Raw genomic sequence first — 14799 nt, 5'->3', positions numbered from 1 at the left:
TCTTGATCTGTAACAGGAAGACAGTCTTTGAGCCTCTAGTTGTTACAGATCGAGATTTTCAGTCGTGCGTCCAACCTTTGTCTCAATCTGTAACAGTAAGGTCGACTTTCAGCCTGTAGATGTTACAGATTGAGACATTCCCCCAGCCAGGTGCCAAACGTCTCGATCTGTAACAGTTAGACGTTCTCCAGGCCCCTAAACGTTACAGATTTAGACAAACCAGCGGCGCCCAAGCATTCGTCTCGATCTGTAACAGGTAGACCGGTTTTTTGTCCCTAAACGTTACTGATCGAGACATAAAGACAGAGGGCAAGGCAGGCGACAGCTGCCCATCCCCTACTCCCACTCTTGCTCGTAGATGTTGAGGGACTTTACGTACCGCCCCTGGGCGCCCATGATGTCGCGGACCAGACGCAAGAAGAAGCTGATGCACGAGGTGTCAAAGCCGTCCTGCAGATCCTCGGGATGCACCGCACCCGGCCCGTCGACCGCCGTGTCGTTCAGGCGCGCGATGTCATATAGGTAGAGCTGTCCCACCGCAAGCCAGACATCGTCAACGCACGCGATGCGCACCGCGATCGCGCCGTCATTCCAATGCTCCTTTTGCACGATATGGGGATTGTAGACATCAAAGCGATGATCGGTGCGTGTGTCCTTCAGCGCGACCATGCCGGACGCAGGATCCTTATCCAAAATGCCAAAGCGAGAGAAGTACTGCGTGTCGCGCACCTGCTCGAGCCGCTTGAGCGAGGCTGGCAAAATCGATGCTGGCGGCTCATCCACATATAGCTCGAGCAGCGTCTTGCCATGGCGATAGGGGCGCTCAAACAGCAGCCAATCGGTAAACGCCATGTTGTAGGCCATGATTTCGTTTTGAGAAGGTTCGGTGCAATAGCTGAGCCACGGATCGACAATGATCTCGAACTGTTCGCGCGCCGACTCCAAAAACTGGAACTTCCGCAGCATCCAAAAGTGAGCCATGTCGGCAATATCGTTGCCGACGGCTTCGGCCAGCTCTGCTCGGTCAAAAACTTGGTCAGTCATGGCATCCTCCTCAAACTGATGGACCTCAATTTGAGCTTACGAGGAGGGCAAGCAACCGAGGCAAGCGCGGGCAAAATAGGCCTCCGGCTGCAAACCAGATGCTGACCAAACACTTGACGAAAAGCTTGACCGAATGAGCGCACCGCAAAGAAACCGCAGGTAGACATAGACAGCCAACCCGACCTTTTGAGCCAGATGCCCGCAGCCACCACAGAAACAACAGGTGACCACAGCCCAAAAAGTCGACAAATGAACACCCGTACGTCGACAAACGAGCAAATCGCTCGCAAATCCGCAAGGAGTGTCCCCGAATGCCGACAGAAAAGGAACGTCCCCAACTGCCGGCACTTAGGGACGTTCCTTTTGTGCCGGCAGTTGGGGACAGCCCTTGTTGATTCGATTGTGGGCGACTACCTTACAGCTCCAGCGCGTCTGCAACTTCGGCAGCACAGGCCAGGGCGTCGGCCATGGCGTTCACCACGAGCGAGCTGCCGTTGCGGGCGTCGCCGGCAACAAACACCGGCGCGGCATCCGCAGCAACGCCATCCACGCGAGCTGCACGATGCGAACCCTCGGCAGCCATTACGGGCAGAGGTCGCCCGGCCGTGGCAACAGGCACGCCGACAGCTTCGAACACGCTGTGCTCCGGACCCGTAAAGCCGCAGGCGATGAGCACCAGCTGCGCCGGCACCTCGTGCTCGGAGCCCGCGATGTGCTCGGGCTTTCCCGCCGACCAATCCAGATCGACCACGCGCAGGCCCGCAGCCGCACCCTTCTTGTCCAGCAGCACCTCGAGCGTATCCACGCCCCAGGCACGCATCTCGCCACCCATCGCAGCGATAGCCTCCTGCTGGCCGTAGTCGGTCTTCTTAACGTTGGGCCACTGCGGCCAGGGGTTGCTCGCCGCGCGCTTATCGGGCGCGGCCGGCAAAAACTCAAACTGGCGCACACTGCGCGCACCCTGGCGCACGGCGGTACCCACGCAGTCGTTGCCGGTATCGCCGCCGCCAATGACCACGACGTCCAGACCGCGAGCGTCCACCGCGAGCTCGCCACCATCGAGCAGCGAGACGGTCGAAGCCGTCAGGTAGTCCACGGCATACACCACGCCGGGCACTTCGATGTTCGCAGCCGAAAGCCCGCGCGGGGCACGGGCACCAGCAGCCACCACGACAGCGTCAAAGCCATCGAGCTTGGCTGCCACCGCAGGGTCCGTCACATCGGCGCTCAGCTCAAACACAATGCCCAACTCACGCATGAGCGCCACGCGACGCTCGACCACGGACTTCTCGAGCTTCATGTTGGGAATGCCATACATGAGCAGACCGCCCGGGCGGTCATCGCGCTCAAACACCGTCACACGGGCGCCGCGACGCGCAAGCTCCCATGCAGCCACCAGACCAGCCGGTCCAGAACCAACCACGGCGACCGTGGGCGCATCCTCCCCCGCCGGCTCAAAGCGTCGCGGACCGCCGTTGGCCCACTCATGGTCGCTAATCGCGCGCTCGTTATCGTGAATCGTCGTGGGCTGGCCGTCGACCGAACCCAGGTTGCACGCGGCCTCGCACAGCGCCGGGCACACGCGGCTCGTGAACTCGGGCATGGGCGAGGTGAGTGACAGACGCTCGGCAGCCTCGTTCCAGCGGCCGCGATACACTAGCTCGTTCCACTCGGGAATCAGATTGTGCAGTGGGCAGCCACTCGGACGCGCCTTGCCAAAGCTCGCGCCCATCTGACAAAACGCCACACCGCACATCATGCAGCGGCTCGCCTGGGCACGGCGCGCATCGTCGTCGAGCTCCACGTACAGCGGATCGAAATCGCGGCTGCGCTCCTCCACGGGGCGCAGCTCGTGGGTCACGCGATCGATATCAAGAAAAGCACCGGGCTTACCCATGGCACTTACGCCTCCTTCTTGGTCGAAGCAACAGAGCTGGCGGCGGCGGGCACAGCGCCCGCAGCATCGCCCGCAGCATCGAAGCGAGCAACATCCGCGGCACTCGCGCGACCGGTCACGATGTCAAACGCCAGCTCCTCGGCCTGAGCATGCGTCTTCCCGGCAGCCTCGCCCGCGGCGACAATCGCCAGCACGCGCTCGTACTCGGTCGGAATGACCTTCACAAAGTGCTTGCTCATCGTCTCAAAGCTGTAGAGCAGCTTAATGCCGCGCGGGCTCTGCGTCGCGTCCACGTGCTCCTGGATGAGCGCACGAATCTGCGTCAGTTCGTCGGCCGTCGGGGCCTTGAGCTCAACGCTCTCGTGGTTCACACGGGCATCGAGCGTGCCGTACTGGTCAAAGACATAGGCCACGCCACCAGTCATGCCGGCGGCGAAGTTCTGCCCGACCTCGCCCAGGATGAGCGCCAGGCCGCCCGTCATGTACTCGCAGCCGTGGTTTCCGCAGCCCTCGACCACCACGGTAGCACCGGAGTTGCGCACGCCAAAGCGCTGGCCGGCCAGACCGTTAATGAAGCCGCGGCCGCTCGTGGCGCCAAAGAACGCAACGTTGCCCACGATGATGTTCTCGTCGAACTTGTAGGTCGCATGCGGGTTGGGGCGCACCGACACCTCGCCGCCCGAAAGGCCCTTGCCAAAGTAGTCATTGGCGTCACCGCACACGTTGAGCGTAATGCCGCGCGGCAGGAACGCGCCAAAGCTCTGACCAGCAGATCCATCGCAATCGATGGTGATGGAGCCGGCGGGCAGGCCCTCGGGATGCGCCTTGGTCACCGCGTTGCCCAGAATGGTGCCAACGCAGCGGTTGACGTTTGCGATATCGGCGCGGAAGCGAATCGGACGCAGGTGCGCACGAGCATCGGCCGTGTAGGGCACAAACAGCGTGGAGTCGAGCGTCTTGTCGAGCTCACTGTCGGCAGCCATCTGCGGCAGGAAGTGACGACCGTCGGCACCCGGAATGTGGGCACCGAACTCGCAGGTCGCGCTCGCCAGCACGGGCGACAGATCGAGCAGGTTGGCCTTGTGGTTGCCCGGGACCTCGATCTGGCGCAAGCACTCGGGATGGCCGACCATCTCGTCGACGGTGCGGAAGCCCAGGCTCGCCATGACCTCGCGCAGCTGCTCGGCAACAAAGAGCATAAAGTGCTCGACGTGCTCGGGCTTGCCGCGGAAGCCACGACGCAGGCGGCAGTTTTGCGTGGCGATGCCGGCCGGGCAGGTATCCTGCTGGCAGTCGCGCTGCATGAGGCAGCCCATCGAGATGAGCGGCATGGTCGCAAAACCAAACTCCTCGGCACCCAGCAAGCAGGCGACGGCGACATCGGTGCCGTCCATGAGTTTGCCGTCGGCCTCGAGCACCACGCGCGAGCGCAGGCCGTTTTGCAGCAGCGTCTGCTGGGCCTCGGCAAGGCCGAGCTCCAGCGGCAGACCCGCATGCCAGATAGAGTCGCGCGCAGCGGCACCCGAGCCGCCATTGTGGCCGCTGATCAAGATCTTGTCGGCAGCACCCTTGGCCACACCGGTGGCGATGGTACCGACGCCGGCCTCGCTGACCAGCTTGACCGACACGCGCGCGCCGGGGTTGGCGTTCTTAAGGTCAAAGATCAGCTCTGCCAGGTCCTCGATGGAGTAAATATCGTGGTGCGGCGGAGGCGAGATCAGGCCGATGCCGGGCGTGGACTGACGGACCTCGGCGATCCAGGGGTAGACCTTCTTACCGGGCAGGTGGCCACCCTCGCCGGGCTTGGCGCCCTGGGCCATCTTGATCTGAATCTCGAAGGCGCTGCACAGGTAACGGCTCGTCACGCCAAAGCGCGCGCTTGCCACCTGCTTGATGGCGGAGTTCTTGGAGTCGCCGTTGGCCAGCGGGGTCTCGCGACGCGGGTCCTCGCCGCCCTCACCCGAGTTGGAACGTCCATGCAGGCGATTCATGGCGATGGCCATGCACTCGTGCGCCTCTTTGCTGATGGAGCCGTACGACATGGCGCCGGTGTTAAAGCGGCGGACGATGTTGAGCGCGGGCTCGACCTCGTCGAGTGCCACCGGAGTGCGGCCGCTGGCATTAAAGTCCAGCAGGTCGCGCAGGCGCACGGCACGACCGGTGCGGTGCAGGCGGGTGCTGTACTCCTTAAAGGTGTCGTAGCTGTCCTCGCGACAGGCAGTCTGCAGCAGGTAGACAGTCTGGGGGTCGATCAGGTGATCCTCGCCGCCGAGCGGGCGCCACTTGGTCAGGCCCAGTGTGGGCAGCTGATCGGGAGCCGGGCTCTTAAGGATAGCGAGCGCGGCGTCGTATCGCTCGTTTTGCTCGCGCTCAACGTCCTCGACACCCATACCGCCCACACGGCTCACCGTGCCGGCAAAGTACGCGTTGACGAACTCCGGCGTAAAGCCCACGGCCTCGAAGATTTGCGCGGAATGATAGCTCTGCACCGTGGAGATGCCCATCTTGGACATGATGGAGACGATGCCGGCGGTCGCAGCCTTGTTGTAATTGGCGATGCCCTGCTCGGCCGTCACGTCCAGGTCGCCGCGTGCCGCCAGATCGCGGATGCACGCATGCGCGTTATACGGATAGATGCCGCTCGCGGAGTAGCCCACCAGTGCCGCAAAGTCGTGCGGGGACACCGCGTCGCCGCACTCCACCACGATATCGGCAAAGGTGCGCACACCGGCGCGGATCAGATGGTTGTGCACACAGCCCACGGCAAGCAGCGAGGGCACGGGCACCTCGCCCGCTCCGGCGCGATCGCTCAGCACCACGATGTTCACGCCGTCGCGGACCGCAGCCTCGACGTCCTCGGCAAGCTGCTTGAGCGCAGCCTGCAGCGCGCCCTCGCCGGCATCGCGGCGGTAGACGGCACGGAAACGACGGGTCTTAAAGCCAACACGGTCGATGGCACAGATATGCTCGAACTCCTCCTCGTTGAGCAACGGGCGCTCCAAGCGCACCAGCTGACAGGCCGTGCGGGAATCCTCGAGCAGGTTGCCGTGGTTACCCAGGTAGAGCGTGGTCGAGGTGACCATGTGCTCGCGCAGGGCATCGATCGGCGGATTCGTGACCTGGGCGAATAACTGATAGAAGTAGTCAAAGAACGAACGCGTCTTCTTGGACAGGCAGGCCAGCGGCGCATCGATACCCATCGAGGCGAGCGGGGGCTTGCCCTGCTGGGCCATGGGGCGCACGACCTCGTCGACGTCATCCCAGTGGTAGCCGAGCTTGGCCATGCGCACGGCGGCAGGCACCTCGGCGTCCTCGGCGGGTGTTGCCGCAACGGGCTCATCGAGCGCGTCGACGGTCAGCGTCTCCTCGGCAATCCAATCACGGTAGGGCTTTTCCTTGGCGTAACGGGCGCGCAGCTCGTCGTTGTAGATCACGCGGCCGCGGGCAAAATCGACCTCGAGCATCTGACCCGGTCCCAGGCAGCCGCTCGTCAGGATGTTCTCGGGGCGCACCTCGATGGTGCCCACCTCGCTCGCCAGCATAAAGCGGCCGTCGCGCGTCACGTAGTAGCGAGCCGGGCGCAGGCCGTTACGGTCGAGGGCGGCACCCAGGGTACGGCCGTCGGTAAAGGCGATGGCCGCCGGACCATCCCAAGGCTCCATGAGCATAGACTGGTAGGCGTCGTAGGCGCGACGCTCCTCACTCAGACTATCGTTGTGGTCCCACGGCTCGGGCAGCAGCATGGATGCGGCACGCGTAAGCGGACGACCGTTCATAACCAAAAACTCGAGAACGTTGTCCAGAATCGCGGAGTCGGAACCCTCGCGGTTGATGATGGGCATCACGCGCTCAAGATCGTGCTGCAGCACGGGACTGTACAGGTTGGGCTCGCGGGCGCGAATCCAGTTGACGTTGCCCTTAAGGGTGTTGATCTCGCCGTTGTGAATGATAAAACGGTTGGGGTGCGCACGCTCCCAGCTGGGCGTGGTGTTGGTGGAGTAGCGCGAGTGGACGAGCGCCACAGCCGTCTTGACGGCGGCGTCGTTAAGATCAATGAAGAAGCGGCGCATCTGCGTGGCGACCAGCATGCCCTTGTACACGATGGTGCGCGAGCTCATGGAGCACACGTAGAAGATCTTGTCACGCAGAGCGAACTCAGCGTCGGCCTTCTTCTCGATGGTACGGCGGCACACGTACAGGCGGCGCTCGAAGGCATCGCCGGCGGGCGTGTCGTCCGGACGGCCCAGGAAGGCCTGCAAGATAGTAGGCATGCAGGCGCGGGCCGTCTCGCCCAGGTCGTGCGGGTCGACCGGTACCTCGCGCCAAAAGAGCAGCGGCACGCCGGCCTCGGCGCAGCCCTCCTCAAACACGCGGCGGGCATCCTCTACGCCCTTGTCGTCCTGCGGGAAGAACAGCATGGCCACGCCATAGTCGCCCTCTGTCGGCAGAATCTGGCCGCACTTTTGAGCCTCTTTTCGAAAAAAGTGATGCGGAACCTGGAACAGGATGCCGGCACCGTCGCCGGTGTTCTTCTCGAGTCCCGTGCCGCCGCGGTGCTCCAAGTTAACCAAAATGGACAGCGCGTCGTCCAGAATCTGGTGATGGCGCTCGCCGTTGATATCGGCAAGCGCGCCGATGCCGCATGCATCGTGGTCGAATTCGGGGCGATAAAGGCCCTGCTGCTGAGCGGAATCTGCCTGCATCGCGATCCTCCCCTAGATATAAGACAGTCAGTTGAATAGGCATACTAGGAGCATCGCCGGCCCGCTGTGTTTCCCGCCCGTTTCGAAACAATCGCGTAACGCACGCCCTACGAGTGGACACCGCCGACCTCAAGGGCGACAACAAGGGTCCCAAGTTCGGCCTGTAAGCTCACCGCTTCAAACATCTCAATCTGTAACAGGAAGACCCAATTTCGACGGCTTACTGTTACAGATTGAGATGTTTTCGAGAGACAATTCCGAATGTCTCAATCTGTAACACGAAGGGCCGGCTTTGGCGGTCAGCTGTTACAGAACGAGATTTTCCATAGGACCATTTCTTCCTGTCTCGATCTGTAACACCTAGGCCCAATTTCCATCCCCAGTTGTTACAGATCAAGACATTTCGGCAGCCCCCTTTCACCATCCTATTCAAATACGGCATTTTTATTAGTCTTGGTTAACTTTCGAGCCTAAAACGGTTATCCTTTGTGGCGTCAAACAAACGGCACGCAGGAATGCACCATGCTCAACCATCTCAAACATCACTTTGGCTCCCCGCGCACCGGTGGTCACGGAGGCCTAGACATTGCGCGGCATATCGGTCCCGGGCTGCTCGTCACCGTCGGCTTTATCGACCCGGGCAACTGGGCCTCCAATATGGCCGCGGGCTCGCAGTTTGGCTACGCGCTGCTGTGGATCGTCACGCTGTCCACGATTATGCTCATTGTGCTGCAGCACAACGCGGCACACCTGGGTATCGCCACGGGCGCCTGTCTTGCCGAGGCCACGACACGCTACCTCCCCCGCATCGTGGGACGCGCGGTGCTCGGCAGCGCCTATCTCGCGACCATCGCCACCGCCATGGCCGAGGTCCTAGGCGGCGCAATCGCCCTTCAAATGCTCTTTGGGCTGCCCGTGCGTGCGGGCTGCGTCATCGTGGCGGCAGTATCGATGGCGATGCTGATGACGAACTCCTACAAGCGTGCCGAACGCTGGATCATCGCCTTCGTAGGCGTGGTAGGACTCTCGTTTTTGGCCGAGCTTGCGCTGGTCAAGGTCGACTGGCCGCAAGCCGCCGCAAGCTGGATCACGCCCAGTATGCCCACTGGCTCGGTAGCGATTATCGTAAGTGTCCTAGGCGCGGTCGTTATGCCACACAATCTCTTCCTGCACTCCGAGGTCATCCAATCCATGCACTTCGAAGGCCAAGGCGAGCAGGTTATCGAAGAGCGTCTGCGCTACGAGCTCTTCGACACGCTCTTTTCGATGGGCGTGGGCTGGGCAATCAACTCGGCCATGGTCATCCTGGCCGCAACGACCTTCTTTGCGCACGGCATTGTCGTAGACGACATCGCCGTCGCAGCGGCCACGCTCTCCCCCATTCTGGGCCCGGCAAGCTCGACCATCTTTGCGGTGGCACTGCTGTTTGCAGGCCTCTCGAGTAGTGTGACGGCAGGCATGGCGGCGGGAACCATCACCGCGGGCATGTTCGACGAGGAATACGACATCCACGACCGACATTCCTCGATCGGGGTGGCGACCTGTTTCGCCGGCGCAGTGGCGGCGTGTCTGGTCGTCCCAAATCCTTTTGAAGGTCTCATCTGGAGTCAGGCATTGTTGTCGCTTCAGCTGCCGATTACGGTCTTTGTGCTCATACGGCTCACCAGCTCACGCCGCGTCATGGGCAAATACGCCAACTCGCGCCCGCTCAACGCGCTACTCGTAGGGATCGGTGCCATCGTGACGATTCTCGATGTCGTGTTGTTGACAGGGATGTAATGGAGCGGGGCACCTACCCAGGCAAACGTCTCGATCTGTAACGTCTAGACCCGCTTTTGGTGTCTAGGTGTTACAGATTGAGATCTTTCCGAGAGACAGCTCCGTTTGTCTCAATCTGTAACACGTAGACCCCGTTTTCACTGTTAGATGTTACGGGTTGAGATCTTCTGCCGGACGGTTTTGGTTTGTCTCAATCTGTAACAAGTGGACCCAATTTCCGCTTCTAGATGTTACAGATCGAGACATTTCTTCAGCTCCAACCTTTTGTCTCAATCTGTAACAGATAGGCCCGTTTTGAGCCGCCACATGTTACAGATTGAGACAAACGGTCGGCCGGACTCACGTCAGACAGGATCGGCTAACAGCAGCCGTGATCCCTTGGGGACGGATTAATCAAAAGGGCCCCGGCCGAGAATTCGACCGGGGCCCTTGGACAGAGCTATGTGTTACTGCAAGCCGTGTGTCTACGAGCTACTCCTCGACAAGCTCGAACTGATCGGGACCGACGCCACAGACCGGGCACACGTAGTCCTCGGGCAGTTCGGGCGTGTCGACCTCTACCTCATAACCGCAAACGGTGCATACGAACTTATACGTCTTCTTCTCCTCAGCCATGATGTTCTCCTCTCGAACGTGACTGCTGGTGTACTTCATTTATCAGTATATGTTCTCAATAATATAATGCAAGTACTTTCGAAACATTTCTAGCCTTGATACGAAGAAGCCTTGGGCGGCGTCTTACCCTTCAGAACCTTGTGGTAGTAGTCATAGGTCAACGGAGTCTCGCCGCTCAAGCGCTCGGCATCCTCAACCTCGCCAATAAAGAGCAGGTGCGTGCCCACATCCACGGTGTCAATCAAACGGCAGCTAAACAGCGCCGCCGCATGCTCGGGAACATAAGGCATGCCCAGTGCGGTCTCGCGCGTCTCGTACTTGGCAAATTTGTCATAGTCGCTGCTGGTACGGAAGCCAAAGTTGCCAACGTAGAGCATATCAGCCGTCTGGTCGATCACCGTCAGTGCAAAGGCCTTGGCAGACGCGATAACGCCAGACGTAACGTTATCCTTGTTCACGGCAACCGAGATGCGTGGCGGCGCGGACGTCACCTGCACTGCTGTGTTGATGACGCAGCCGGCGCGCAGCCCGTCTGCCGCGGCGCTCACCACGTACAGGCCGCTCGGCATGGTAAAGAACGCAGTTTTGTCCATAACAATCACTCCCCTAACCCGGGATCGAACCTCATGGCTGTATGTACCCACAAAAAAGGCGCCGCCCATAACGGACGCCGCCTTTGAGGAAAATGTGTCAAAAAAGTTAGGAAGACGGGACGGGCACAGCAGGGCAGCTCCCCGCAAATTCGTTCCTAGCGATTACGCTCCTTAAGCGCGCGATCGATTTCACGCTGAACGTCACGCTTGGCCATATCCTCGCGCTTGTCGTAGAGCTTCTTGCCGCGGCCCAGACCCAGCAGCAGTTTTACGCGACCGTCGGTATTAAAGTAGAGTTCCAACGGAACCAGCGCATAACCACGGTTGCGAAGTTTGCCGTCAAGAAAGTCGATCTCCTTGCGGTGCAGCAGCAGACGACGCCGACGGTCGGGATCGCGATTCCACACGCCACCATGGCTATAAGGGTGGATATGCAGGCCGACGAGCCAGCACTCCCCGCCGCGGATCAGCGCGAAGGTATCGGTGATCTGGCAGGCGCGCTCGCGAATCGACTTGACCTCGGTGCCGCTCAGTTCAATGCCGCACTCAAACGTCTCATCGATAAAGTACTCGTGATGCGCCGAGCGATTCTTGGAAATGAGCTTGCGCTCGCGCTTACCGGGCATCGCCGGCCTCCTTGACGTCGTCGGCGTTTGAGCCCGCAGCCTCGCGCTTTGCCTTGCGCTCGGCGTTAAGCTCGGCATCGCTCTCGCGCACCAGCTTAATGATCGCCGCGCATGCCTCCTCGCCCACCAGGTCGCGGGCACGGACCGTCAGGCGCGTAGCCTCCTGCTTGTCGCCGTCGCCCGCAGCGTCGGTCGCACACATGATCAGGCAGATGGCGATCTCGGCCGAAGGTGAGGTCGGCACGCCCTGCAGGGCGAGCTCACCCATCACGTGGTCGTCGCTCTCATCGGCGGCATCCGGATAGGTGGTATGGATCTTATTGAGCAGGCGCGTCGTATGCGCATCATTGGGCGCCAGGCGCAGCGCCAGACGCGCGCAGCCCACGGCAGCCGAAATGTTCTCGGTCTCGGGCTCCAAGAAGTACTGACCCAAGTTGGTGTAGGCGCGTGCGGCGCACTTACCGTCGCTCGCGCGCTCCAGCACCGAGAACGAGAGCGATGCCCACTCCTGCTTGTCCTCGAGCGCACGGAACAGCTCGGCCAAGTCCAAGCGATAGTTGCAGTTCATGGGATCCCAACGCACGGCCTGCATCAGGGCATTCCGAGCACTCACATAATCCTGCTGGCGGATGTAGGCAAACGCCATGTCGGAGTACAGGCGGTCAAAGGGAACCTCGACCTGCACCAGCTCGCGCGGATCCTTCTCCACGCGGCGATAGGCCAGACGCTCAAACTTACTATCGAAGCTAAAGTACTGGCGCTTCTCCTCCGTCTTGCACTCAGCGTCGATATACTCCTCGGCGAGCTCAACCAGACGCTCCAGCAGCGGCGTCGCCGTAGCCAGGTCGCCCTGCGCCAGATAGTTCTCGGCATACGTGATGTCTTCCAAGCTGATAGGCAGGTCCATGACAACTCCTCGGTCCGGGCGGCAGACTCAACGCGCGCCTTAAATATCGGTCAATACACAAAACCCGGGTCTCTTACGAGGCCCGGGCGTTCAATTTTGGTAGCCCGTACCAGATTCGAACTGGTGATCTCCGCCTTGAGAGGGCGGCGTCCTAAACCGCTAGACGAACGGGCCATATGTAGCAAATGCAATGGCTGGGATGGAGGGAGTCGAACCCCCATTGACGGAACCAGAATCCGCTGTCCTGCCATTAGACGACATCCCAATGACTGCATCGCTGCGCTCGGCTGTGCCTTTGCGCAAGAAAGAAATATACGGGAAGTACCGCCGTGACGCAAGCCCCAATTTTGACTTTTTTAAAATTCAGCCAAATTGGCCTACTTTAGTCCAACCCGTGAAGGACCTGTGAAGCCGACCGCTGTACACGAAGGGCAAAACGCCGCGAGCGGTAGCCGTCAACCGTTGGCAGATTCTACCGCGAAAGCGATAACACCAGGCAACACAATCGAAGTATCAATGATCGCGTAGATATCGAGGCGCCGTGGACGAAGAGCTTGATTACCTATGGGAGACCCTGGGCCTCGAGATCACTGCTGACCTTTGGCCCGAACGGGACAAGATCCATCCCACACTGCGCCCCGCCATCACGGTGATGCAGGCAAACTACCGCCGCGCCTCATTTTTGATCATGCGGATGTCATGGCACGCGGGACTCCCCGACCTTAAGCGAATCCAGGCAAGCCTCGTCGAGCTGTCCGGTATGCCGACCGTCATATCCGAGGCGCACCTGGAGCAGCGCCAGCGCGAGCGACTGCAACAGCAGCGGATTCCCTTTATCTGCCCCGGCGTTCAGGCATATCTGCCCTTTATGGACGAGGAGTACTGGAGCGGCAAGCCCAACAAGCACGTAAAGGTCTACGATCCGCACGAATGGACACAGCTCGAGGATTGAGCCGAGCGAGCCCGCCGATGGAAAACACGTCCCGCCCCGAGCGCTCAAAACGGGTCGCACTTTCCGCAGCCGCTACAGCAACGCCTCGGCCCAAGCCGCTTCCCTAAAGCCGGGAATCGCAAAGTCGTCGCCCACCAGCAGCGGACGCTTGACCAGCATGCCGTCGGTCGCCAGCAGCTCGTAGCACTCCCGATCCGTCATGCCCGCATCCAGACGCGCCTTCAGGCCCAGCTCTCGATATTTCATGCCCGACGAATTAAAGAAGCGCCGCACCGGCAGCCCCGAACGAGCAATCCAGGTCGCAAGCTCATCAGCCGTGGGATTGTCCAAAACGATATCGCGGTCGATATACTCTACCCCGTGTTCGTCCAGCCATGCCTTAGCCTTCTTACAGGTCGAGCACTTGGGATATTCAACAAACAGTACAGTCATGGGAATCCTCCGAATATAGATCGGCCAACGCAGGCACACGCCACACGAGGCGCCTTCGCACGATGGCCCAATTGTAGCCCACGGGTCACACGCTAAACGAACCGTACCCCGAATCCGCGTTTGATGAACGGCAGCAGTTCCATTGCCTCGGGCGTGATATGGCCCGCAACGTTCATGCGCTCGTCACCGGGAAGATCGACCCGAGCAATCTCAAGCTCGCCTTCGTAGCGCCCATAGCCGCTATTGCTCACAGCGATCGACCCCGCCTTGCGCGGCAGGCCGGCTCCGGCATCCGTCGGCACGGAATCCGGCTTATGCGTCGTGCGCGACTCCTGAGACCTAAAGATGAGGACGCTCGAATCGGGCCGGTCGTGATGAATCTGCCCACGCACATAGGCATAACTGGACTCAAGCTCGCATTGCAGGTCCACGTATCCGGCGGAAACTTGAGCAAACTGCGCCCAGCCCGCATCGGAAAGATCGGGGTCGCCGACCAACACAATGTCGCAATCGGCGCCATGTGCGAGCTCAAGCATGTTGAGGGCAACCTTTGACGCGCGACCGCGCTGCGCCTCAACCGTCGGCAGCCCCTCGAATACCGGCCCGCGAACGTTAGCATCACCCGGCACAAAAGCCATGATTTCGAATCCAAGCGCCGCAAGACGAAGATTCACCCGAGCAATGTCCTCCAGAGCTAAGCCGGTATAAGGCTTGGGGTAAAAATTGTGGCAGGCGGCAAAACGAGTCACATCGGCACCGGCCTCACGCCACGATGCGATTTCATCAGAACTCACCGTCGATGCATTGACCACAATGCGAAATACACCGGACAGCTCCGCGACCCGCTGGGCGCTAAAGCCATAGTCCAAACGAAGGTATTCCAACCCCAGATCGCGCAGGTCCTCGATGCGCTCAAGCCCGAGCAAATCGCACGTGCGCGGCCCCACATCGGCAATGAGCGCAATGCCGCGGGCGGAAAGCAGCGACAGCACATGACGGACCTTATCGGCATACGCCGCTCCCCCATCCTCGGGAATATGCAGTGAGGTAAACGCATAGCGCGCACCCGCCGCAGCACCACGCTCAATCGTCCGCTCAATATCCTGCAGAGGGCTGGAAAGATAAATCGAAATACCCGTTTTCACGCTACAACGCTCCTTTAAAAAGGCCGGCGGAGCAGTTAGCCCCGCCGGCACAACCATAGCATCAAGAAATCTGCCGCGCGCCGCGAGCTCTGAGCAACACGGCTCG

The 14799-nt window shown here is 60.7% G+C and carries 11 protein-coding genes and 2 tRNA genes; 2 read left to right on the top strand and 11 right to left on the bottom strand.

From position 1 onward, the window contains the following. Window positions 1–336 precede the first annotated feature (336 nt). The 3 genes from DXC90_RS01230 to gltB all read right to left on the bottom strand — a co-directional run bounded on the left by DXC90_RS01230 (window position 337) and on the right by gltB (window position 7644). Window positions 337–1044, bottom strand: coding sequence for a hypothetical protein (locus DXC90_RS01230; protein WP_117734395.1), 708 nt, complete (start codon window positions 1042–1044; stop codon window positions 337–339). 415 nt (window positions 1045–1459) lie between these two features. Further along, window positions 1460–2941, bottom strand: coding sequence for a glutamate synthase subunit beta (locus tag DXC90_RS01225; protein ID WP_117734394.1), 1482 nt, complete (start codon window positions 2939–2941; stop codon window positions 1460–1462). A 5-nt stretch (window positions 2942–2946) separates the two neighbouring features. Beyond that, a complete protein-coding gene (gene gltB / locus DXC90_RS01220; RefSeq protein WP_117734393.1) occupies window positions 2947–7644 on the bottom strand; it encodes a glutamate synthase large subunit in 4698 nt (1565 codons plus the stop codon). Window positions 7645–8166: 522 nt separating this feature from the next. Here gltB and DXC90_RS01215 point away from each other — a divergent pair. Continuing rightward, entirely contained in the window at window positions 8167–9423 is a 1257-nt protein-coding gene (locus DXC90_RS01215; RefSeq protein ID WP_117734392.1) for an Nramp family divalent metal transporter, read from the top strand. Window positions 9424–9894: 471 nt separating this feature from the next. On the opposite strand, the gene DXC90_RS01210 is transcribed toward DXC90_RS01215, so the two are convergent. The 6 genes from DXC90_RS01210 to DXC90_RS01185 form a co-directional block, all read right to left on the bottom strand. Continuing rightward, on the bottom strand, window positions 9895–10038 hold the full coding sequence (locus DXC90_RS01210; protein ID WP_035137395.1) for a rubredoxin-like domain-containing protein: 144 nt from the start codon (window positions 10036–10038) through the stop codon (window positions 9895–9897). A gap of 89 nt (window positions 10039–10127) precedes the next feature. Then, window positions 10128–10631 carry a flavin reductase family protein gene (locus DXC90_RS01205; RefSeq protein WP_117734391.1) on the bottom strand — a complete coding sequence of 168 codons (504 nt, stop codon included), beginning with the start codon at window positions 10629–10631 and terminating at the stop codon, window positions 10128–10130. A gap of 155 nt (window positions 10632–10786) precedes the next feature. After that, window positions 10787–11257 carry an SsrA-binding protein SmpB gene (smpB, locus tag DXC90_RS01200; protein WP_117734390.1) on the bottom strand — a complete coding sequence of 157 codons (471 nt, stop codon included), beginning with the start codon at window positions 11255–11257 and terminating at the stop codon, window positions 10787–10789. Beyond that, a complete protein-coding gene (locus DXC90_RS01195; protein WP_117734389.1) occupies window positions 11247–12164 on the bottom strand; it encodes a hypothetical protein in 918 nt (305 codons plus the stop codon). The genes smpB and DXC90_RS01195 overlap by 11 nt, the downstream gene beginning before the upstream one ends. Window positions 12165–12261: 97 nt before the next feature. Continuing rightward, window positions 12262–12338 (bottom strand) — tRNA-Glu (locus DXC90_RS01190). Between the two features lie 17 nt (window positions 12339–12355). Beyond that, window positions 12356–12429 (bottom strand) — tRNA-Gln (locus DXC90_RS01185). A 276-nt stretch (window positions 12430–12705) separates the two neighbouring features. On the opposite strand from DXC90_RS01185, the gene DXC90_RS01180 reads away from it, so the two are divergent. Then, window positions 12706–13116, top strand: coding sequence for a hypothetical protein (locus DXC90_RS01180; protein WP_117734388.1), 411 nt, complete (start codon window positions 12706–12708; stop codon window positions 13114–13116). A 72-nt stretch (window positions 13117–13188) separates the two neighbouring features. On the opposite strand, the gene DXC90_RS01175 is transcribed toward DXC90_RS01180, so the two are convergent. Both DXC90_RS01175 and DXC90_RS01170 read right to left on the bottom strand, forming a co-directional pair. After that, entirely contained in the window at window positions 13189–13548 is a 360-nt protein-coding gene (locus tag DXC90_RS01175) for an arsenate reductase family protein (protein ID WP_006235321.1), read from the bottom strand. A 92-nt stretch (window positions 13549–13640) separates the two neighbouring features. Next, window positions 13641–14693, bottom strand: coding sequence for a MupG family TIM beta-alpha barrel fold protein (locus tag DXC90_RS01170; protein WP_117734387.1), 1053 nt, complete (start codon window positions 14691–14693; stop codon window positions 13641–13643). Between the last annotated feature and the right edge of the window lie 106 nt (window positions 14694–14799).

Origin of the sequence: Collinsella sp. TF09-1AT, assembly GCF_003436895.1 — a bacterium.
Taxonomy (GTDB): domain Bacteria; phylum Actinomycetota; class Coriobacteriia; order Coriobacteriales; family Coriobacteriaceae; genus Collinsella.
Note: the sequence above shows the minus strand (reverse complement) of the source record. Positions and strands in the feature narration are given on the sequence as shown.

Coding starts and splice junctions, on each gene's coding strand:
- DXC90_RS01225 (WP_117734394.1), bottom strand. CDS start 2,941: ATGGGTAAGCCCGGTGCTTTTCTTGATATCGATCGCGTGACCCACGAG.
- DXC90_RS01230 (WP_117734395.1), bottom strand. CDS start 1,044: ATGACTGACCAAGTTTTTGACCGAGCAGAGCTGGCCGAAGCCGTCGGC.
- smpB (WP_117734390.1), bottom strand. CDS start 11,257: ATGCCCGGTAAGCGCGAGCGCAAGCTCATTTCCAAGAATCGCTCGGCG.
- DXC90_RS01215 (WP_117734392.1), top strand. CDS start 8,167: ATGCTCAACCATCTCAAACATCACTTTGGCTCCCCGCGCACCGGTGGT.
- DXC90_RS01175 (WP_006235321.1), bottom strand. CDS start 13,548: ATGACTGTACTGTTTGTTGAATATCCCAAGTGCTCGACCTGTAAGAAG.
- DXC90_RS01205 (WP_117734391.1), bottom strand. CDS start 10,631: ATGGACAAAACTGCGTTCTTTACCATGCCGAGCGGCCTGTACGTGGTG.
- DXC90_RS01195 (WP_117734389.1), bottom strand. CDS start 12,164: ATGGACCTGCCTATCAGCTTGGAAGACATCACGTATGCCGAGAACTAT.
- DXC90_RS01210 (WP_035137395.1), bottom strand. CDS start 10,038: ATGGCTGAGGAGAAGAAGACGTATAAGTTCGTATGCACCGTTTGCGGT.
- gltB (WP_117734393.1), bottom strand. CDS start 7,644: ATGCAGGCAGATTCCGCTCAGCAGCAGGGCCTTTATCGCCCCGAATTC.